Genomic DNA, 21,107 nt, shown 5'->3' with positions numbered 1-21,107 from the left:
ACATAAAAAAGAGAGTACAATAATAGAGAAAAGAAGTACATAATGCGGAGGTGCCAACTATGGCGATTACATGTGATGTGGCGATTCTCGGTGGCGGTACCGGCGGCTATGTGGCTGCCATCCGAGCGGCTCAATTAGGAAAGAACGTAGTTATTATAGAGCAGGACAAACTAGGTGGAACATGTCTCCACCGTGGCTGTATTCCAAGTAAATCATTGCTGCGAAGTGCAGAACTATATGCAGATATGAAGGAAAGCGAGAGCTATGGTATAGAGGCGGATGGTGTTCGTTTGGCATTCGATAAGGTTCAGAAGCGAAAAGATAATATTGTGGAAAAACTCCATCAAGGCGTACAGTATTTGATGCGTAAAAATAAAATACAAGTTATTCATGGTGTTGGACGTGTAATCGGGCCTTCCATATTTTCTCCACGGAGTGGTGCTGTAGCTGTAGAATTAGCGGATGGTGAGATGGAAACGATTGTTTCTACACATCTTATTATTGCTACAGGATCGCGTCCTCGCCATTTGCCGGGGTTAGAGCCGGACGGTAAGTATGTAATGACTAGTGATCATGCATTGCTTATGGAAGAGCTGCCAGCTTCGATCATTATTGTTGGTGGAGGCGTAATCGGTGTGGAATGGGCGTCCATGCTTCATGATTTTGGTGTGGATGTTACGATAATCGAATCTTCTTCACAGATTCTTCCTGCTGAAGATGAAGAGATAGGCAAGGAAATGAACAGACTTCTTACGGGTCGAGGTATTAAGATCATGACGGGAGCAGAACTCCTAACAGAGTCATATGAGGTGAAGGACAATCAAGTTACGCTTCGTGTTAATTACGAAGGGCAGGAGCACCAGCTGAATTCGGATAAATTGTTGGTTTCTATAGGCCGAATAGGTAATGCTGAGAATATTGGACTTGAGAATACGGATGTGCGTGTTGACCGTGGACTGATCGTTGTTAACAAGTTTATGCAGACAACGGAACCGCATATTTATGCGATCGGAGATGTGATTGGTGGTCTTCAACTCGCTCACGCTGCGAGTCACGAAGGATTGGCTGCTGTACATCATCTTGCAGGTGAACAAGAAATGGCGTATCGCAAAGAATGGACACCTCGTTGTGTCTATACTAGACCGGAGGCTGCGAGTGTTGGCCTTACGGAGAAGCAGGCGCTGGCTCAAGGCTACGAGGTTAAGAGTGGTAAGTATCCGTTCTCGGCAAATGGGAAGGCGCTTGTATTCGGTATGAGTGATGGATTCGTTAAAGTAATTGCAGATAAAGCGACGAACGACATACTAGGTGTTCATATGATCGGGCCTCATGTAACTGAACTCATCGGTTCTGCCGCACTTGCTCAGGTACTTGATGCAACCCCTTGGGAGATTGGTTCTATGGCTCACGCACACCCAACATTGTCGGAAATATTAGGTGAAGCTAGTCTGGCTGTAGACGGAAAAGCAACAGGTATTTAAACTGCGAGAACCTATAATGAGCAATCCCTCATTTCTTTTTCGGGAAAAAGGGATTATAATAACATTAAGCCAAGTCTTAGTACCAGGTTTTAATACTAGATCCGTAAAAGGGGTTTTAGATCTGTATTTGAACGAAAGGTATGATTCGACGGACGGTTGGTGTGATGAATTAAGGAGGGATCTCCATGAAAGAGCGGGAAACAATACTCAAGAAAAACAGGCATGAGCAGCTTGGATTGACAGACGGTCAAGTACTGGACATGTACAAATATATGGTGCTGGCGCGAAAATTTGATGAGCGCAACATGCTTTTGCAGCGTGCAGGAAAAATTAATTTCCACGTTTCAGGAATTGGGCAAGAGACATGCCAAGTAGCGGCAGCTTATGCCCTGGACCGGGAGAAAGATTACTTTCTCCCTTATTATCGGGACTACGGGTTCGTACTAACTGTGGGCATGACGCTAAAGGAACTTATGCTCTCTGCATTTGCAAAAGCAGAAGATCCGAATAGTGGCGGCCGTCAAATGCCAGGACACTTCGGAAGCAAGAAGCTTCGTATTGTAACGGGTTCAAGCCCTGTAACGACTCAAGTTCCTCATGCTGTCGGATTTGCTTTAGCGGCAAAAATGCAGAAGAAGGACTTTGTTTCTTTTGTTACGTTTGGAGAAGGTTCGAGTAATCAAGGTGATTTTCATGAAGGCTGTAATTTTGCTGGCGTGAATAAGCTACCTGTCATTATTATGTGCGAGAACAACCAGTACGCGATTTCCGTTCCACTTCACAAACAGCTTAGTGGTAAGGTAAGTGATCGTGCACTCGGATATGGTTTCCCTGGAATCCGTGTAGATGGTAACGATGCACTGGAAGTGTACGCAGCTGTTAAAGAAGCTCGTGAACGGGCAGTGCGAGGCGAAGGTCCGACATTGATCGAAGCGATGATGTATCGTTTGTCTCCACACTCGACCTCTGATAATGATCTGGCTTACCGTACGAAAGAAGAAGTCGAGGAGAATTGGAAGAATGACGGCGTAGCTCGTTTCAGACAATACTTGACGGACTTAGGTTTGTGGGATGATAACAAAGAGCAGGATCTATTAGCTCAGCTGAACCTAGAAATTAAAGAAGCGACGGAATATGCTGACCGTGCTCCTTTCCCGAAGCCGGAGGATACACTTCGTCATGTGTACGCCGAGAACGAAGGAGGAGTATAAGATGGCTCAAATGGAATATATCGATGCGATTCGTTTAGCGATGAAGGAAGAGATGGAGCGGGATGAATCTGTATTTGTTCTTGGGGAGGACGTTGGCGTAAAGGGCGGCGTGTTCACGACAACAAAAGGGCTTATCGAACAGTTTGGTGAGATGCGTGTGATGGATACCCCACTTGCGGAGTCAGCGATTGCTGGTGTTGCCATTGGAGCTGCGATGTATGGAATGAAACCTATTGCGGAGATGCAGTATTCTGATTTCATGCTGCCTGCAACCAATCAAATTATTAGCGAAGCAGCCAAAATCCGCTATCGTTCCAATAATGATTGGAGCTGTCCAATTGTCGTTCGCGCGCCTATTGGTGGCGGGATTTTCGGTGGGTTGTATCACTCTCAGTGCCCGGAATCGATCTTCTTTGGTACACCAGGTCTTAAGATCGTGGCTCCGTTTACAGCCTATGATGCCAAAGGATTGTTAAAGGCTGCTGTGCGTGACCCAGATCCTGTTCTGTTTTTTGAGAACAAGAAGTGCTATAAGCTCATTAAAGGTGAAGTGCCTGAGGATGATTATATTGTGCCTATTGGTAAAGCGAACTTGCTTAGAGAAGGTGCAGACATCACCGTTATAGGATATAGCCAGCCACTGCATTTTGTACTCCAAGCTGCTGAAGAGCTTGAGAAAGAAGAAGGAATTACTGCACATGTACTAGATCTCAGAACACTGCAGCCACTTGATCAGGAAGCGATCATTGAGGCAGCTCGCATGACTGGAAAAGTTATGATTGTTCACGAAGATAATAAAACCGGCGGCATTGGAGCCGAGGTAGCAGCAATTATATCAGAGCATTGTTTGTATGATTTGGATGCTCCTATCATGCGTTTATGTGCTCCGGATGTGCCTGCGATGCCAATCAGTCCTCCGATGGAGAAATTTTATATGCTGAACAAGGACAAAGTGAAAGAATCAATGCGTCAGTTGGCGCTCTATTAAGATACAAGGAGTTGTGAGCATGTCTGAAAATGGGAAAATGACCGATGTGGCGATGCCGCAGCTGGCGGAATCACTCGTGTCCGCTACGATTGGTAAATGGTTAAAACAACCTGGAGATCAAATTGAGCAGTATGAGCCTATTTGTGAAGTGATTACCGATAAAGTAAACGCTGAAATACCATCAACGATGGACGGCTTCATGGGAGAGATTTTAGCGGAGGAAGGTCAGACGGTGGCTGTAGGAGAAATCATCTGCCGTATATCTTCTACTTCAGGGGGTACAGTTGTTGACACGGCAGCTCAGGTAGTTCATGAGCCCACGTCCAGTCAACAGGCTCCTTCAACGGATCAATCAATGCGCAGTCGGTATTCACCTGCAGTACAAACACTTGCTGCGGAGCATGGAGTTGATCTTAACCAAGTCGTTGGAACAGGGATGGGTGGACGTATAACTAGGAAAGATATTCTCTCGTATATTGAGCAAGGAGGGACAGCTAAACCTGCAGCAGAAGCAACTGCTGTTCCTTCAACATCAAACAATGCGTCCTCTACATCATCTTCTTCGCCATTTATAGGAATGGTAAGTCCACCTCAGGCTGAACCAAGTCCTCCTGTAGGAACGGCTATTCCGAATGTTAGACACTCGGGTCTCCATTTAACAGAAATGCCGAAGATTCCTACCATAGAAGTAGAGGGAGCCGGAAATGGTCGATCAGATTATTTTGTTGACGTGACTCCGCTTCGGAATACGATTGCACGCAATATGCGTCAAAGTGTATCGGAAATTCCTCATGCGTGGACCATGATTGAGGTTGATGTGACCAATCTTGTGCTGATCCGGAACAAATTGAAGGATGAGTTCAAGCGTAATGAAGGTGTAAACCTAACGTATCTTGCTTTTCTGTTAAAAGCGGTAGTGAACGCAATCAAAGATTATCCGATCATCAATTCATTCTGGGCTGTTGACAAAATCGTTGTAAAACGGGACATTAACATCTCTCTTGCCGTTGGAACCGAAGATTCGGTCATTACGCCGGTAATTAAGCGAGCGGATCAGAAGAACATTGCTGGTTTAGCCCGTGAAATTGATGAGTTGGCTCGAAAAACTCGTGAAGGTAAATTGAAGTTTGACGATTTACAAGATGGTACCTTCACTGTGAATAATACCGGTTCATTCGGGTCTATTTTGTCGTATCCAATCATTAATTATCCACAAGCAGCTATTCTAACTTTCGAATCCATTGTGAAGAAACCTGTTGTCATTAATGATATGATTGCGGTTCGGTCGATGGCTAACCTTTGTCTTTCATTGGATCACAGAATTCTTGATGGGGTCATTTGTGGTCGGTTCTTGCAACGTGTGAAGGATAACTTGGAAGGATACACACTTGATACTAAGCTGTATTAATGACTAACATCTAAGAAATGCATACACTCGCTCGTCTAAGGATTCTTAAGTAAAGTGATCTTTTTAGGGTATTCTAAGAAAGAAGGCGTAGTAAGATGATAAAAGCATTAGATGTGTCGTATACGCCACTGCTTGATTATGGAACAGCCTGGGATATACAAAAAGAGCGGGTGAAAAATATTGATCTGGGGGAGCGTAATGAATGTCTGATGCTCCTTCAGCATCCCCCAACGTATACGATAGGCTCGCAGAGGCATCCAGAGCATCTCCTTCTCAGCCGCGAACAGTTAGAATCCAAGGGGATTGGCCTGTTCGAAATTGACCGTGGTGGAGATATTACATATCATGGACCTGGACAATTGGTAGGATACCCACTGCTCCTTCTGGATGGTGGTAAGAATCTGGATCTTCATGGGTTCTTAAGAAATGTGGAACAGGTCATTATTGATTATCTTCTCCAATTCGGCATTGAATCCGGTCGCAAACCGGAGTATACCGGGGTTTGGGTTGGGGATAAGAAAATATGTGCGATTGGTATGAAGTTCAATAAATGTCGTCATCATCGTGGATTCGTAACAAGTCATGGATTTGCGCTGAATGTAAAAGCCGGTATCGAAAAGGAAGGGTTTACAGGCATTATTCCGTGTGGAATTCAAGAGTATGGCGTAACTTCATTAGAGGAATGTACGGGTAAGGAATTTCAAATAGAGGAAGTTGCCCGGGGGATTATTCCCTATTTCACCCGGGTTTTTCCCTATGAGATACAGCTGCAAGCAGCTGATGCCTAGTTCGGCCATATGTTAAGTTTTAGCGTAAGAGTAAAGGCTCTAAGACAATAAATAAAGTGGAACCGATCATAGCAGCGAGCATGAGATAAATAACGATACGAAACCATTTTTTACGTTGCATTGTGTTACTCCTTTGGTTTAAGTTTAAATGATGTACATAAGGACTTAGTCCTTTATACATTAATCGTACAAGCACATTGTAACTCATCTAAGAAGGAGAGGGAAGTCCAATGATTTCACAAGACCGTATTATAAATGAGTTTATGGAATTGGTTCAAGTGGATAGCGAGACTAGACATGAAGAGCAGATTTCTGCTGTGTTGAAAGAGAAATTTGCTAGTCTTGGACTGAACGTATTCGAGGACGATACCAAGGAGAAGACCGGTCATGGGGCTGGCAACTTGATTATTACTTGGGATGCGGAACAGGCTGAGGAAGCAGCTAAGCTTTTATTTACATGTCATATGGATACTGTTACACCAGGCAATGGTATTAAGCCTATCCTTGGTGAAGATGGATGGATTCGTAGCGATGGTACGACAATTCTAGGATCTGATGATAAAGCTGGGATTGCAGCCCTTCTAGAAGCAATACGTGTCATTCAAGAGAATAATATCCCACATGGTAAGATCCAGTTTGTGATTACTGCGGGTGAAGAATCGGGTCTTGTAGGTGCTCGTGCACTTGATCCTAAACACTTGGATGCAGATCTCGGATATGCACTGGATTCGAACGGGGAAGTAGGGGCTATCGCTGTAGCAGCGCCGACTCAAGCCAAGGTGACGATGATCATTAACGGCAAATCTGCCCATGCTGGAGTGAATCCAGAAGACGGAATCAGTGCGATTCAAGTCGCGGCTAAGTCAATTGCGAAAATGAGTTTAGGTCGGATTGACGAAGAAACGACGGCTAATATTGGAAAATTCCAAGGTGGCGGCCCGACAAACATCGTGTGCGATTATGTACAGATTGATGCTGAAGCTAGAAGTATTGTACAGGAAAAAGTAGAGAAGCAGATTAATCAGATGCGTGAAGCTCTGGAAACTACGGTTCGTGATTTTGGAGCAAAATGTGAGTTCCGTAGTGAGATCATCTATCCTGCTTTCAGTTACAACGAGAAGGATGAAGTTGTTCAATTGGCACAACGGGCAATTGGTGGTTTAGGTATGCCAAGCCGAACCTTCCCTTCGGGTGGAGGAAGCGACGCTAATATTTTTAATGGTTTAGGTATTCCAACGGTAAACCTTGCCGTAGGCTATGAAGAAATTCATACAACAAACGAGCGAATTAAAGCTTCAGATTTGGTCAAAGCAGCTCAAGTTGTTGTAGCCATTATCCAAGAAGCAGCTAAGGTTGATTCAAAATAACAAGCATTACGGTACGAAATCTTTAGTAAATCTTTTAATAGATCTTTATAAACAAAAAAAGCACCTCTTAGGACGGACATTGGAATAAACGTACAGTTTATCCAACGAAATCTAAGAGGTTCTTTTTATAGGGTCAATGAAGTGAGAATATTAGTTAAGTATGGATGATTGATCTAAACCGTACTTTCTACGCTTCTGGGCAGGTGTCCAGCTCGTATGCCACTTCGTGTTCTCAACAATATGAAGTGCAGCATTGATACTATGCATGTATTCCAATGACTGTTCTTTTACTGTTCTTGTGCTTTCAATACGAGTCATTCGTGATGAAAGGGAGAGGAGGGCTGAATGTAAGTAGCAGGCAGCTTCTCCAAACCTCGCATTCGTATGCTCGGCTTGAGATAATCGTAAATTTTCAAATATCGCAGAAGCTTTATCATATTCCCTCTGATCATATAATCGTTCAGCAGCGATAAAGTGAAGTTGATTACTATATGAAGTTGAGTTAATCCTTGGTAGTTCAACTATTTGCTTCAGAAGTGAATCAACGAGATCGATGTAACCTTCTGTATATAACATACAGATGAGGTTGTGTTTCTCGAGATCACCTTCCATGGATAGCATATAATCTGCTTCTGTTACCATTCCTACTGATAATGCAGCCTTGGCTATCTGAATGCGTTCTGAATCAGATGGAGGTAAATAGGGGAGTGTACCACTTAGTCTCCAGTTGCACAGAAAAATAGTATGGTTAATAAAACAGCGATCCCCTTCTGAGGGCCAATGAAGAATCGTACACTCATACTGTAGACGAGTCAATAATGTTAATGCTTCATTGAGACGACCATCGTTAATCAGACAGCGGGCATGTTTGATGCCTGATTCAGTGTCATTGTATTCGGCCATGTTAAAGCAGTGTACAGCCTCTTTGTAGGCTCCGATTTCTGTCAGTGCATTCCCAAGCTCTGAAGGTGGAATGGAATGTGTTGATAATTCAGCAAGGAGACGTGTGAGTATGTCCTCATCATTGATCCCTTGTTTGTGGAGCATAATAGCCCATTCTCTTAATGACGAAGAAGTGTAAGGTACACCGAAGCATAGTGCTTGTCTAAAAGAAGTTGTGGCTTCATCGCATTTATTCATTCTGGCGCTTAGACGCCCGTATTCAATCCAACTTAATGCGGAGCCGTTCTTTTCGGTTGGTGATGAAGGATTTACTTGGATGGCATTAATTGCTCCTTGTTTGAAGTACTTCAACGCTTCTTCAAAGTGACCACGAGACTCGTGCCATTTCCCAAGCTCATAATCTTCTGATGGTGGTTCTGTATGATGTTCGGGTTCTCTATTTATTAGATGTCGCATTTCGAAACCTCCCAATAATAGAACACATAAACAGGCATATTAGTCATGGTTCTTATACGAAAAAAATAGAAAAAAGTCGAATTTTGAGTCTAAAGACCTAGTTTGTTGCTCGTTTTTTGCATTATTTATTGGATTGAAGAAGTTCAGCAATCGTGACTTCTGGCCCCCACTGCTTTTGCCATTGTTTCAACATGACTTTAATCTGCCAAGCTTGTCCAACCATATGTATGGATTTTGTACCTTGATAGCTTTTCATTGTCACATACCTTCTCTCACATGAAGTTTGATATAATACACCTTATGCACTAGCATGGACAGACATGCCGTTTTTAAACAAAGGAGGCCATAATATGAGTGATCTTGGGAATAAAGAGCTCCATTCAATTAATAAATCTTTAGAAGAGACAACGGTATCTACAGAGCAGATTTTTGAAGGGAAGATTATCTCTTTACAAGTTGATACAGTGACACTTCCTGATGGCAACCAAGCAACAAGAGAAGTGGTTCGGCATCCGGGAGCTGTAGCAGTTCTTGCGCTGCACGGTGATAAAATGCTGGTCGTGGATCAGTACAGACAACCTTTAGGGCGTTGTGAAGTGGAGATTCCTGCTGGGAAATTAGAACGTGGGGAAGATCCTCTGGAAGCTGCTAAACGTGAGCTGCAGGAAGAAACGGGATATACTTGTGGTAAGATTCGAAAACTACATTCTTTCTATACTTCGCCTGGGTTTGCAGATGAGATCATCCACCTCTACTTGGCCGAGGATTTGGAGTTAGGGGAGATGAATCCGGATGAGGATGAATTTCTTGAAATGTCAGAAATCACGTTGGAAGAAGCATATCAACTTATAAAAGAAGAACGCATCAGTGATGCGAAGACAATCATGGCTGTTTATGCGTGGAATATGTACAAGCTTACAGGAGTTATCTAATATGGATAATACGTCTCATCAGGAAGTAACCGCGGACTTGCGAGAGTATTACTGTGATATGCACATTCATATCGGACGGACAGAAAGCGGCCAAGCTGTAAAGATCAGCGGGAGCAAAAACTTGACCTTTGAGAACATAGCTAAGGAAGCAGCAGAACGCAAGGGAATAGAAATGATTGGAATTATAGATTGCCATTCTCCATCGGTACAAGATGATATACGTGCATGTCTTGATGAGGGTTTAATGAAGGAACTTGGTGGCGGAGGAATCGCTTATCAGAATACGGTTATTTTGCTGGGCAGTGAAATAGAGATTAGGGGTACAGGGAAAGGGGCAGCTCATGTATTGGCATTCTTCAGAGACTTGGATACCATTCAAGATTTCACGAAGTGGATGTCACGTTACATGAAAAATGTCCAACTTAGCTCCCAGCGAATATACGTGGAGCCAAGAGAGTTACAACAGGAAATATTGGTACGGGATGGTATTCTCATTCCAGCACACGTATTCACCCCACACAAAGGTCTTTATGGCAGTATGGCAGATCGAATGTCTGAGGTCTTCGATTTAAATGGGATTGCTGCTATCGAGCTTGGACTTAGTGCCGATTCAAGCATGGCAGGTTATATTTCTGAGATGGATAACTATTCGTTTCTAACGAACTCAGACGCTCACTCTCTTGGTAAAATCGGGCGGGAATACAATTCGATCCAGATGGCTTCCCCCTCTTTTGATGAGTTTAGAAAAGCACTTGCACGCCAGGATGGAAGGTATATTGCAGCGAACTATGGACTTAACCCGCGTCTTGGAAAATACCACCGAACGTACTGTTCAAACTGTAATAGCATTTTGGATGAAGTGATGATTGTATCTTCGAAGGATAGATGTCCGCTCTGTGGAAGTTTAAAGACGGTACAAGGGGTCTTCGACCGGATCATGTCTATTGCAGATAGAGAAGAGCCTTACTATCCTCCTCACCGGCCTTCTTACCACTACCAGGTACCGCTAGAGTTTATTCCGGGTCTAGGTAAAGCAGTGATGTCCAAGTTACTTGCTGCGTTCGGTACAGAAATGGCAATTCTACATCGAACATCTGCTGCTGATCTTGCTTCCGTTGTGGGTGAGGGAATTGCTAATCGTATTGTTGAGGCGAGAAATGGAATCCTCGAACTTTCATCTGGAGGCGGAGGAAGCTATGGAAAAGTTGTTCGGGATTCGAAAACTATGAAATCTATTCGATAGTCATAGACGGTATCAAACTCACATAGTGTAGAAATAGGGACAGGAAAGGAGACTCTATTTCATGCATTCATTAAGGCAAAGTTTTAAGGAACAGATGCCACTATATGTTTTTGTTGCCGTTCTTTTTTTAGTTGGAGTTCTTTTTGGAGCTTTAATGGTTAATGCATTGTCACTAGAGCAGCAACAGGATCTTGCCAGCTATTTAGATCATTTTTTTCTGACAATGCATGAAGGGGCTGAAGGCCAAAGCGCACCTTCTTTTGGTAGTATCGCAGCACTTCACCTGAAATGGATCGGTTTAATCTGGATTTTGGGGTTATCTGTCATCGGTCTTCCGGGAATACTAATTCTGGATTTTCTCAAAGGGGTATTGGTTGGTTTTACAGTAGGGTACCTTGTAGGTCAATATTCTTGGAAAGGATTGCTGTTTGCTTTAGTTTCAATTGCACCACAGAATATGCTTATCATTCCCGTATTAATGATGAGTAGTGTAGCAGCAATAACCTTTTCTTTATATATCATCCGAAATCGACTTCTAGCACAGCGTGCGGGAAGTGTGACAAAACCATTTGTATCCTATGTCGGATTAACTTTTGTCATGGTTATGCTCATGTTGGGCATTTCTTCATTTGAAACATGGATTACTCCAAGTATGATGCGTTGGGTAGCGCCTATGTTACTTCCTGCAAGCGGCTTGTAGGATGTAGCAAAACCGTTTGACTTTGTTTGCAAAGTCCCCCTATAATGAAAGAAGTGAACAATTACGTGCAGTGATTTCCAAGGGGGAGGGAAACGATGGAAGCACGGATCGACAAAATCAAACAGCAGTTACAATCCCAAGGCTATAAATTAACGCCCCAAAGGGAAGCCACCGTCAGCGTATTGTTAGAGAATGAGGATGATCATCTCAGCGCAGAGGATGTTTTTATGCTCGTTAAAGAAAAAGCTCCCGAGATCGGTCTGGCAACCGTATACCGTACCCTCGAGCTTCTGAGCGAGCTGCATGTGGTGGAGAAGATTAACTTCGGCGACGGCGTTGCCCGTTATGATTTGCGGACAGATACGTCTAAGCACCATCATCATCACTTAATATGTACCCAATGCGGAAGCATGGATGAGATACGTGAAGACTGGCTCGGACCACTCGAAGAGCGGCTTGAGAGGGAATTTAATTTCACGGTTCATGACCATCGTCTTGATTTCCATGGCATCTGTTATCGGTGCAAAGAAAAGGGAAAGCAAGATAATAACGAAACTTAAAGCAATAGCAATAATCTGTGTTTGATTACGCAGGTAGCCCTCTTACGGAGATACAAGTCTCCGGGAGGGTTTTTTCAACTTTGAAGGTTCAGTTACATAGGATTGGTTTACTGTTTCTATACAGCAGCTATATAACATTTATACATTTTCAGAGTTAATTCATGTGATCAGCTTTTTCACGGGCGTCATAATACATGGAATAAGCTCATAGGCTTGGGTGACAGAACTTTTTCAAGTTATCTCATGAAAGAGAGGCGCCTTGCTTATGATTATTTCTATAAGAAGAGTTGGAGCTTTTATAAGGTTTATCCTTATGTTTAGTGTTCTGACATTGTTTTTTTACTATACTCTTGCTCTCGTTAATGAATGGGTGATGCCGCATGATCCATATCGAGTGCCAGTGGGGCATGCTGTAAAGGCTTTTCAACCTGAAAATTCAATGGACACTTGGGTAACACCTCGAGACAGACTTCGCTTATACTATTGGTATGGTGAATAAATGTCTGCTGAGGATGGAAAAGCAGTGATAAGGAGCAGAAAATCTCATGAAGCAGTATTTGGACGATTATATCTCTTTCTTAACGGAGGAGAGAGGGTTGTCACGCAGTACTACAGAGTCTTATCGCAAAGATATCGCGTTGTTGATCGAGTTTGCCGAGCAGCGTGGTGTGATTGAAGCGGCGGATGTGAATCGTACGCTTCTTAGTTTATACCTTGGAAATCTGAGGCAACGAGGTAGAGCTCCGTCCACGATGATGCGATGCACCGTTTCCATACGATCTTTTTTTCAATATTTGATGCGTCGTTCTATTATTGTGCAAGATCCTTCAATTCATCTTGAAGCCCCGAAGCCGGAGCGTAAGGTTCCTAAAGGACTTTCTATTGATCAAGTAGACAAGTTGTTGAATGCACCAGATGGGTCTACTCCTCAAGGAGCTAGAGATAAAGCAATGCTGGAGCTGCTGTATGCGGCAGGTATTCGTGTCTCAGAACTGGTGAATCTGGGTGTAAATGATGTGAATACAGACATGAAGTTTGTACGATGCACCGGAAGCTCGGGTAGAGAGCGAATCTTGCCTATTAGTCCACTTGCTGCACAAAGTGTGGAATGGTATGTAAACGGGATGAGGCAGAAGCTACTAAAGAAAGATGAAGAAGAAGAGGGACTATTTCTGAATTCATTAGGAACTACGCTAACCCGTCAAGGTTTTTGGAAGATCATTAAGAAATATGGTAGAGAAGCAGGGATTACAGAAGATATTACACCGCATACCCTTCGACATTCCTTTGCTATCCACATGCTTGATAATGGTGCGGATCTTCGTTCCGTACAAGAAATGCTTGGACACTCTGACATTTCTACAACACAGATGTACCAGACGCCGAGGAAAAGTATGAAAGAAGTATATGAATCTCACCATCCACGAGCAGGAAATTAATGAATATATAAGTTTCCGTCGTAATGGTAGTCCTAGAATCAAAACTAGATGAGTTCCTACCAATAATCAAGGAGTGATCAACATGTCAGACAACACCAAACATCGTTTCGAGCGAATCTGTTTTATTGTACTTGACAGTGTGGGGATCGGAGAAGCACCGGATGCTGCAAAATTCGGAGATATTGGGGCTCATACCCTTGGGCATATTTTGGAACATAATCCTGATTTGACTTTATCAAATCTTCAGAAGCTTGGTCTAGGTAACATCACTTCTTTACCGTCTGTTGCTCCTATGGACGCACCACTAGCTTATTATGGTAAAATGCAAGAGCAGTCCGTAGGTAAGGATACGATGACGGGCCACTGGGAATTGATGGGTCTGAGGATCAATTCACCTTTTAATTCGTATCCGCAAGGCTTTCCATCTGCACTTATAGCTCAGTTTGAACAACAGACTGGACGTAGAGTCATTGGGAATAAACCCGCCTCTGGAACAGAGATCATTGAAGAGCTTGGGGAAGAACAGAAGAAGACTGGAGCATGGATTGTATATACCTCTGCTGATAGCGTGTTTCAAATTGCAGCTCATGAAGAGGTAATACCACTCGATGAGCTTTACGCAGCTTGTGAAATCGCGCGCCGGCTTACGCTACAGCCTGAATTCTCTGTTGGGAGAGTCATTGCCCGTCCTTATATTGGACAACCTGGGAAGTATATTCGCACATCGAATCGTCGTGATTACGCTGTGAAACCTCCAGAGCCAAGCGTGATGAATGCACTTGAGCATCATGGGTTGGATGTGATATCCATTGGTAAGGTGAATGATATATTTACAGGAGAAGGCATTACGAAATCGTATCCGACCAAAAGTAATGAACATGGTATTGAAGTAACGCTTGCAGAACTAAGTCAAGATTTTAAAGGCTTGCTGTTTGCAAATCTGGTTGAGTTTGATTCGCTCTATGGACATCGGCGTGATCCGATGGGATATGGACAGGCATTAAAAGTCTTTGATCAAGCACTTCCGGATATCATGGAGCGATTGAATGAGAACGACTTGCTTATAATTTCAGCAGACCATGGTAATGATCCGACACATAAAGGCACGGATCATACTCGGGAGTTTGTGCCTTTACTTGCTTATAGTCCGGGTCTTAAAGCCCCAGGAAGCCTAGGAGTGCGGACGACCTTTTCAGATGTTGGTGCAACCATTGCAGACAATTTCGGGTCGAAACCGCCGGAATACGGCAAAAGCTTTTTATCACAACTTAAATAATGATGAATTGGGAGAGGTGCTTGAATGAGTACATTAAATCAGGGGATTATTGAAGAAGCAGCAGCTTTTATTCGTGGAAAAGGCGGTGTGAAGCCAGAGGTTGGACTTATTCTAGGTTCTGGGCTTGGGGTATTAGCTGAACTCATGGAAGATGCCGTTTCTATTCCATATACGGATATTCCACATTTTCCAGTTTCAACGGTAGAAGGTCATGAGGGAGAATTGTTACTTGGGAATATCAAGGGCCGTCCTGTTGTTCTCATGAAAGGGCGCTTCCATATGTACGAAGGATACGGTCCGGAGTTGACTGCATTTCCAGTGCGAGTGATGAAACAACTTGGTGTCAAAAGTCTGCTAGTTACGAATGCAGCAGGTGGAGTCAATACAGATTTCGAACCAGGTGACTTGATGCTCATCACAGATCACCTTAATATGACGGGGCAAAACCCTCTAATTGGACCGAATGATCCGGCGCTAGGTGTACGTTTCCCGGATATGTCAGAAGCTTATAGCCGTCGGCTGCGCAAACTGGCTTTGGATACTGCAGAGAGCCAAGGCATCACTCTTCAGCAAGGTGTGTACGCAGGTTTACTCGGTCCTACATATGAAACGCCTGCTGAAATTGTAATGCTGCGTACTATTGGTGCAGATGCAGTTGGAATGTCCACGGTATCAGAAGTCATCGTTGCGCGTCATTCGGGATTGGAAGTGCTTGGTATATCCTGCATTAGTAATATGGCAGCAGGTATACTAGACCAACCTTTGTCTCATGATGAGGTGATGGAAACGGCTGAGAAAGTGCGGGAGAAGTTCCTGGGTCTTGTGATGGCCATTATTCCAGGTATGTAAAGATCATAAGATCACGATTGAGGTATTGATGGATGAGGTCACTTCCGGGCATGCTAGTTGTAAACAACTTGGGAGTGAAGCTAATGGCAAGAAGAAATAGAAGATATGTGGTGCCCGGGGCAGCTAAGCAGATGGGAGCCTTTAAAGCAGAAGTTATGAAACATGAGGGCTATGTGACGGACCCAGGACATCCTGATGATGTAAAGTATGAGGTAGCCAAAGAACTTGGAATACCTCTAAAGCCCGGTGCAAATGGTGATCTGACAACAGAAGAAGTAGGCCAGATCGGTGGGAGAATCGGCGGTTCCATGGTCCGTGAAATGATCCGTCTTGCTCAGCAGGAGCTGGTGGACCGTGAGACCCACAAATGACTGGATTCATTTGAATGGGTATCTAGTCGAGTACATGTAAATTAACAAATAGAGAATGGTTACTCCATATGACAGCCATTTTCCGTAACTTTTATCCTGAGCAGTTGGCACTAAGCACTTCCATAATTTCTCTATTCATAAGAAATGGATATAATCACCATATGAAGAGTAGTACTTTTGGATAGACCCCAAATATCTGTAAATACAAGTGAGCCCGTCCTTTAAGGATATGGGCTCATCTTTTTTTTGATTATCAATGCTATAATTAACCCCGTTTACTACAGGAGGATACGAAAACCTCACTGGGGAATGGAGGGAGATTATGATTACTAGAACATACAAAATGAATGCTGGAATGTTGTTTGTGGTTGCTTTGCTTTTAATAGGATTTCAGTCTCCGGCTTATGGAGAATCGACAGGGAAAAAGGCAACATGGCTGTGGCAAACAGAATTAATATCGGATGGTGGGGAACAAATACTTAATTTCGCTCGTGAAGAAGGCATTAATCTGATTTATTTACAAATCAATCGAAAGTTACCGAAGGAACTATACGAAACATTTATTGAGCGTGCTCATAATGCACAAGTGGCTGTACACGCATTGGGGGGGGACCCGCGTTGGGCTTTACGAGAACATCAGGAGGATATGTATGGTCTTGCTAACTGGGTTGTTGATTATAATGCTAGTGTATCATCTGAGGGGCGATTTGATGGTATCCATCTTGATATAGAGCCTTATGTCCTTAACAGATGGGCAACAGAGCAGGGAGAGATCATCTCATCTTGGAAGGAGAACATTGAAGTCTTCCTGAGTATTGTGTCAGGGTCAGATTTAGAGCTTGGGATCGATATCCCATTTTGGTTTGATTCGATTCAAATGGCTGATGGACAATATTTAAATGAGTGGATGATCAGGTCGTTTGACCATATAACGGTGCTTGCATATCGAAATCAAGCGGATACCGATCACGGAATCATTGCTCAATCGAAACATGAACTCGAACTTGCAGATCGTCTGGGAAAGCAAGTTATTATTGGTGTAAATACGATGGAAATGCCAGGTGAGAAACATACAACATTTTATGAAGCTGGCAAAGAACGAATGGATCAGACACTTGAGTATGTAGCAGAGGCACTGAGTTCACACCCTTCTTTTGCAGGTCTGGCAGTGCATGATGTACTTCACTGGCAGAACATGCCCTCTAATGGGGATGGGGAAGATACAGGCCCTGGGGAAGAGGTTCCACCTGTTGAACCTGACCCAGATCCGGGTGAACGTGTCCCAGATGCTAATCCGGTTGCACGTGATTCTATGGTAAGAGGGACTTACATATGGGAAGCAAAAGAGGTTATCAATAACAGCGAAGAAATACTCCAATTCGCCGAAGAGAAAAATTTAAATTGGCTTTATGTTCGATTGGATTTAGAGCAACCATTTAGTGCGTACCGTGCATTTGTTAAGCAAGCAGCTGAATCAGGGGTTGAAGTTCATGCTATGGGTGGACACCCGATATGGGCGCTTCAAGAGAATCGTGCAAAGATGTTAAGACTTGTAAAGTATGTGAAAGACTACAATAGATCGGTTCAAGGTAATGAAAGGTTTCATGGTATCCATTTGGATATTGAACCTTATGTTTTGCCAGAATGGAGAATGGATTCACAAAGGGTCATCTCAGAATGGACCTCAAATATGGAGGTTTTTGTGCAAGAGCTTAAAAAAGATTCTAATCTGCAAGCAAGTATGGATATGGCGGTATGGCTCGATAAGTACACCGTTCCAGGTACCGAAACGTCTCTAAGTAAATGGATGATTGATCAAATGGATCACATCTCTCTCATGGCATTTAGAGATACAGCGGAAGGTTCCAACGGGATTGTTAAAGTGACAAAGGAAGAGATCGCTTTTGCAGAGGAATTGAATAAACCACTCATCATTTCTGTGGAGATGAAAGAAAGTCATGAAGGAAATCATATTACGTTTTATGAAGAAGGTTCAGCTTACATGGAGGGTGAACTTGCGAAGCTCCAAGACATCCTGAAGGAATCTACCTCTTATACGGGAAATGTAGTACACGCATATGAATATTGGAAGAATGGTAAGCCTTAATCTAAATATCTCTTTTTTTTATTAAGTATAGGAGATATCCGTTATAATCTGGAATAATTTACTTCCAACCTGACAACAATGGGAACAGACCCGTTTATTGAGAAGCGGGATATGTCATTACGATTGTCAGGAGGGGACGGAGTTGAAAAAGGCGTTTATTGCCGGGATACTATCACTTAGTATCGTGTTTTCACTGGCGTCAGCAGGCTATGCTGATGAGAAGAAACCTAGCGGGGCATCTGATAGTGAGCTTGCGCCAAGCGCTAGGTCTGCAATTTTGCTGGATGCGGATACCGGAACTATCATTTATGAGAAAAACAGCCATGATAAGTTGCCTCCGGCCAGCATCACGAAGATTATGACGATGCTGCTTACGATGGAGGCTATTGAGGACGGCAGGCTGAAAATGACGGACAAGGTGCGGACTAGTGATCGTGCCGCTTCGATGGGAGGATCCCAAATATTCCTTGAACCGGGTGAAGAGATGACGGTCGATGACATGCTCAAGGGCATCGCAATGGCCTCTGGTAACGATGCATCCGTAGCCATGGCAGAGAAACTGGCTGGTTCTGAGGAAGAGTTCGTGAAGATGATGAATGAGAGAGCTGCCGAACTTGGGATGAAGAACACTCATTTTGCTAACTGTAATGGACTCCCGGTTGAGAACCACTACAGCACAGCTCATGACATTGCATTGATGAGCCGTGAACTGCTGAAGCACGAACAGATTACGAAATATACAGGAGCATATCAGGATTATCTACGTAAGGAGACGCCGAAGCCCTTCTGGTTGGTAAATACAAATAAGCTGGTTCGCTTTTATCCTGGAGCAGACGGACTTAAGACCGGTTATACTTCGGAAGCAAAATTCTGTCTTTCTGCAACGGCAACTAGGGACGGCCTTCGAACGGTAGCTGTTGTACTTGGGGCCCCAGATACGAAAAATCGTAACAATGAAATCTCTCGCATGTTCGATTACGGCTTTGCTCAATACAGCAAGCATGCAATTTATAAAAAAGGTGAAATGTTAGGCAATATCCAGATCTCCAAAGGGACTGTGCCACAAATGCAGCTTCAAGCCGAAGAGAACTACAGTGTTCTCGTTAAAAAAGGTGGAAAAACGGCGGATTTACGTCATGAGGTGACCATTCCTAAGAGCATTAAGGCACCTGTAACGGCTGGACAGGTCGTAGGTAAGCTGTCCGTTTATCAAGGAGATCTGCTGGTGAAGGAATTTGATCTCAAAGCACCTGCAGATGTGAAGAAAGCAGGATGGTGGAAACTATTTAAAAGAACGACAGGAAAGTTGTTTCATGTAGATTGATAGGAGTTTTCTTCTAGTTTTGTCGGGGGGCAGGAATGTCTTTCGCAGGTGTAGAAATCTTTGTTCATGTAGGGAGGAGAGTGAGCAAACATGAATCTGCATGTTGAAATGGAGCACCAGCGGCATGTGTTGATCGTCAGACTATCAGGGGAACTGGATCATCACACGGCTGATCACGTCCGGATGCAGCTGGATGAAGCCATCCAGCGTCGCCAGACGGAGCATCTTGTGCTCAGCCTTAAAGATCTTGAGTTTATGGACAGTTCGGGGCTGGGTGTTATTCTCGGGCGGTATAAGTTCATCAAGCAAAAAGGTGGGAAAATGGCTGTATGTGATGTTAACCCACCTGTGTATCGTTTGTTAGAAATGTCAGGGTTGTTTAAAATCATGCCCATTTATGAGAACGAGGGTACTGCACTCTCGGGTTTGGAGGTTGTGTCATGAGTGAAGGGAAAACGCAGCATAATTTCATGACTCTGGAGTTTGCCGCAAGATCGGAGAACGAATCCTTTGCCCGAGTGGCTGTGGCTGCGTTTATATCTCAGCTTGATCCGACGATGGATGAACTCAGTGATTTGAAGACTGTTGTCTCAGAAGCAGTTACTAACTGCATTATTCATGGTTATGATAGTAATCCGGATGGTGTAGTAAAGATTGAGGCTGAGATTGACGGTGATATGATTTCTCTTGTCATTCAAGACAATGGACACGGCATTGAGGATCTGGAAATGGCCAAACAGCCGCTCTACACATCAAAGCCTGAGCTTGAACGCTCCGGAATGGGATTTACGATTATGGAGAACTTTATGGACGAATTTGATGTCATTAGTGAGCCGGGAACCGGCACATCGATCAAAATGAAAAAAAGGATCGAATCCAAGAAAGCTTTATATAATTAGGGGTTGGACAAATGGATGCCGATGTGAAGAAGACTTCGCAGACTTATTTGGACGACGCGGAGGTTAAACGTTTAATAGCACTTAGCCAAAGCGGAGACACAGTTGCCCGGGATACGCTCGTTAACTGTAATATTCGTCTTGTCTGGTCGGTTGTGCAGCGGTTCATGAACCGGGGGTACGAGCCGGAGGATTTATTTCAGATCGGTTGTATCGGTCTTCTGAAATCCGTAGACAAATTCGATCTCAGTTATGACGTGAAGTTCTCGACGTATGCCGTACCGATGATTATTGGGGAAATTCAGCGTTTTTTAAGAGATGATGGAACACTTAAGGTAAGCCGTTCTTTGAAAGAAATGGCTAACAAAGTAAGGAAAAAACGGGACGAGCTATCCAAGACGCTTGACCGTTTACCAACGATTAAGGAAGTTGCTGAACAGCTAGGAGTAACCCCCGAAGAAGTGGTATTTGCCCAAGAAGCGAATAAACCTCCAACTTCCATTCATGAAACGGTATTTGAGAACGATGGAGATCCGATCACTTTGATGGATCAGATAGCTGATGAGTCACAAGAACGATGGTTTGATAAGCTGGCTCTGAATGAAGCTATCGGTGGCTTGTCTGAACGTGAACGACTCATCGTATACTTACGTTATTATCGAGACCAGACCCAGTCTGAGGTAGCAAGTCGTCTCGGCATATCACAGGTTCAGGTTTCCAGATTGGAGAAAAAAATACTTCAAAGCATTCGTAATCAGATTGCGCAGTAGCACAATCTTTACCGAATCGTCTAAAACGTCGTCCCTTT

Annotated in this window: 23 protein-coding genes; 20 read left to right on the top strand and 3 right to left on the bottom strand. The window is 43.7% G+C overall.

The window, feature by feature from the left end:
• Positions 1–59 precede the first annotated feature (59 nt).
• From lpdA to lipB, 5 genes are all read left to right on the top strand, one after another.
• Complete coding sequence (gene lpdA / locus AC3WJJ_RS05280; RefSeq protein ID WP_492538610.1) at positions 60–1,481, top strand: dihydrolipoyl dehydrogenase; 1,422 nt, start codon at positions 60–62, stop codon at positions 1,479–1,481.
• Between the two features lie 185 nt (positions 1,482–1,666).
• Positions 1,667–2,692: a thiamine pyrophosphate-dependent dehydrogenase E1 component subunit alpha gene (locus AC3WJJ_RS05275; RefSeq protein WP_492538608.1), complete on the top strand. Its 1,026-nt coding sequence runs from the start codon at positions 1,667–1,669 to the stop codon at positions 2,690–2,692.
• A gap of 1 nt (position 2,693) precedes the next feature.
• Positions 2,694–3,680: an alpha-ketoacid dehydrogenase subunit beta gene (locus AC3WJJ_RS05270; RefSeq protein WP_492538606.1), complete on the top strand. Its 987-nt coding sequence runs from the start codon at positions 2,694–2,696 to the stop codon at positions 3,678–3,680.
• A 19-nt stretch (positions 3,681–3,699) separates the two neighbouring features.
• Complete coding sequence (locus AC3WJJ_RS05265) at positions 3,700–5,088, top strand: dihydrolipoamide acetyltransferase family protein (protein ID WP_492538604.1); 1,389 nt, start codon at positions 3,700–3,702, stop codon at positions 5,086–5,088.
• Positions 5,089–5,183: 95 nt separating this feature from the next.
• A complete protein-coding gene (gene lipB / locus AC3WJJ_RS05260; protein ID WP_492538602.1) occupies positions 5,184–5,876 on the top strand; it encodes a lipoyl(octanoyl) transferase LipB in 693 nt (230 codons plus the stop codon).
• A gap of 19 nt (positions 5,877–5,895) precedes the next feature.
• On the opposite strand, the gene prli42 is transcribed toward lipB, so the two are convergent.
• Positions 5,896–5,997, bottom strand: coding sequence for a stressosome-associated protein Prli42 (gene prli42 / locus AC3WJJ_RS05255; RefSeq protein WP_156337212.1), 102 nt, complete (start codon positions 5,995–5,997; stop codon positions 5,896–5,898).
• Between the two features lie 109 nt (positions 5,998–6,106).
• Here prli42 and AC3WJJ_RS05250 point away from each other — a divergent pair, with 109 nt between their 5' ends.
• Positions 6,107–7,243, top strand: a complete 1,137-nt coding sequence (locus AC3WJJ_RS05250; protein WP_492538599.1) for a tripeptidase T — start codon at positions 6,107–6,109, stop codon at positions 7,241–7,243.
• 150 nt (positions 7,244–7,393) lie between these two features.
• Here the strand turns inward: AC3WJJ_RS05250 and AC3WJJ_RS05245 are convergent, their stop codons facing one another.
• Complete coding sequence (locus tag AC3WJJ_RS05245; RefSeq protein WP_492538597.1) at positions 7,394–8,602, bottom strand: tetratricopeptide repeat protein; 1,209 nt, start codon at positions 8,600–8,602, stop codon at positions 7,394–7,396.
• A gap of 121 nt (positions 8,603–8,723) precedes the next feature.
• Complete coding sequence (gene mciZ / locus AC3WJJ_RS05240; protein WP_422660734.1) at positions 8,724–8,858, bottom strand: Z-ring formation inhibitor MciZ; 135 nt, start codon at positions 8,856–8,858, stop codon at positions 8,724–8,726.
• 94 nt (positions 8,859–8,952) lie between these two features.
• On the opposite strand from mciZ, the gene AC3WJJ_RS05235 reads away from it, so the two are divergent.
• The 14 genes from AC3WJJ_RS05235 to sigF all read left to right on the top strand — a co-directional run bounded on the left by AC3WJJ_RS05235 (position 8,953) and on the right by sigF (position 21,069).
• Positions 8,953–9,534, top strand: a complete 582-nt coding sequence (locus tag AC3WJJ_RS05235) for an NUDIX domain-containing protein (RefSeq protein WP_492538595.1) — start codon at positions 8,953–8,955, stop codon at positions 9,532–9,534.
• 1 nt (position 9,535) lies between these two features.
• The gene (locus tag AC3WJJ_RS05230; RefSeq protein ID WP_492538593.1) at positions 9,536–10,777 is read left to right on the top strand and encodes an endonuclease Q family protein; all 1,242 of its coding nucleotides are present in this window, start codon (positions 9,536–9,538) and stop codon (positions 10,775–10,777) included.
• A gap of 61 nt (positions 10,778–10,838) precedes the next feature.
• A complete protein-coding gene (spoIIM, locus tag AC3WJJ_RS05225) occupies positions 10,839–11,477 on the top strand; it encodes a stage II sporulation protein M (RefSeq protein WP_492538591.1) in 639 nt (212 codons plus the stop codon).
• Positions 11,478–11,572: 95 nt separating this feature from the next.
• The gene (gene fur / locus AC3WJJ_RS05220) at positions 11,573–12,037 is read left to right on the top strand and encodes a ferric iron uptake transcriptional regulator (RefSeq protein ID WP_492538589.1); all 465 of its coding nucleotides are present in this window, start codon (positions 11,573–11,575) and stop codon (positions 12,035–12,037) included.
• Positions 12,038–12,302: 265 nt separating this feature from the next.
• Entirely contained in the window at positions 12,303–12,536 is a 234-nt protein-coding gene (locus AC3WJJ_RS05215) for a DUF4227 family protein (protein WP_422660739.1), read from the top strand.
• A 46-nt stretch (positions 12,537–12,582) separates the two neighbouring features.
• Positions 12,583–13,476 carry a site-specific tyrosine recombinase XerD gene (gene xerD / locus AC3WJJ_RS05210; protein WP_492538586.1) on the top strand — a complete coding sequence of 298 codons (894 nt, stop codon included), beginning with the start codon at positions 12,583–12,585 and terminating at the stop codon, positions 13,474–13,476.
• Positions 13,477–13,558: 82 nt separating this feature from the next.
• Positions 13,559–14,752: a phosphopentomutase gene (gene deoB, locus AC3WJJ_RS05205; protein WP_492538584.1), complete on the top strand. Its 1,194-nt coding sequence runs from the start codon at positions 13,559–13,561 to the stop codon at positions 14,750–14,752.
• Positions 14,753–14,776: 24 nt separating this feature from the next.
• On the top strand, positions 14,777–15,601 hold the full coding sequence (locus AC3WJJ_RS05200; RefSeq protein ID WP_492538582.1) for a purine-nucleoside phosphorylase: 825 nt from the start codon (positions 14,777–14,779) through the stop codon (positions 15,599–15,601).
• An 83-nt stretch (positions 15,602–15,684) separates the two neighbouring features.
• Positions 15,685–15,972 (top strand): alpha/beta-type small acid-soluble spore protein, encoded by a 288-nt coding sequence (locus AC3WJJ_RS05195; RefSeq protein WP_492538580.1) that lies wholly within the window; start codon positions 15,685–15,687, stop codon positions 15,970–15,972.
• 322 nt (positions 15,973–16,294) lie between these two features.
• Positions 16,295–18,079: a hypothetical protein gene (locus AC3WJJ_RS05190; RefSeq protein WP_492538578.1), complete on the top strand. Its 1,785-nt coding sequence runs from the start codon at positions 16,295–16,297 to the stop codon at positions 18,077–18,079.
• Positions 18,080–18,221: 142 nt separating this feature from the next.
• The gene (locus AC3WJJ_RS05185) at positions 18,222–19,403 is read left to right on the top strand and encodes a D-alanyl-D-alanine carboxypeptidase family protein (protein WP_492538577.1); all 1,182 of its coding nucleotides are present in this window, start codon (positions 18,222–18,224) and stop codon (positions 19,401–19,403) included.
• A 90-nt stretch (positions 19,404–19,493) separates the two neighbouring features.
• The gene (spoIIAA, locus tag AC3WJJ_RS05180; RefSeq protein ID WP_492538576.1) at positions 19,494–19,847 is read left to right on the top strand and encodes an anti-sigma F factor antagonist; all 354 of its coding nucleotides are present in this window, start codon (positions 19,494–19,496) and stop codon (positions 19,845–19,847) included.
• A complete protein-coding gene (spoIIAB, locus tag AC3WJJ_RS05175; RefSeq protein WP_422660747.1) occupies positions 19,844–20,302 on the top strand; it encodes an anti-sigma F factor in 459 nt (152 codons plus the stop codon). The genes spoIIAA and spoIIAB overlap by 4 nt, the downstream gene beginning before the upstream one ends.
• 11 nt (positions 20,303–20,313) lie before the next feature.
• Positions 20,314–21,069, top strand: a complete 756-nt coding sequence (gene sigF, locus AC3WJJ_RS05170; protein ID WP_422660748.1) for an RNA polymerase sporulation sigma factor SigF — start codon at positions 20,314–20,316, stop codon at positions 21,067–21,069.
• Positions 21,070–21,107: the final 38 nt, after the last annotated feature.

The sequence above is a fragment of the Paenibacillus sp. FW507-14B1B genome, from assembly GCF_058781425.1.
The sequence above is the reverse complement of the archived record's forward strand: the minus strand, read 5'-3'. Positions and strand labels throughout refer to the sequence as shown.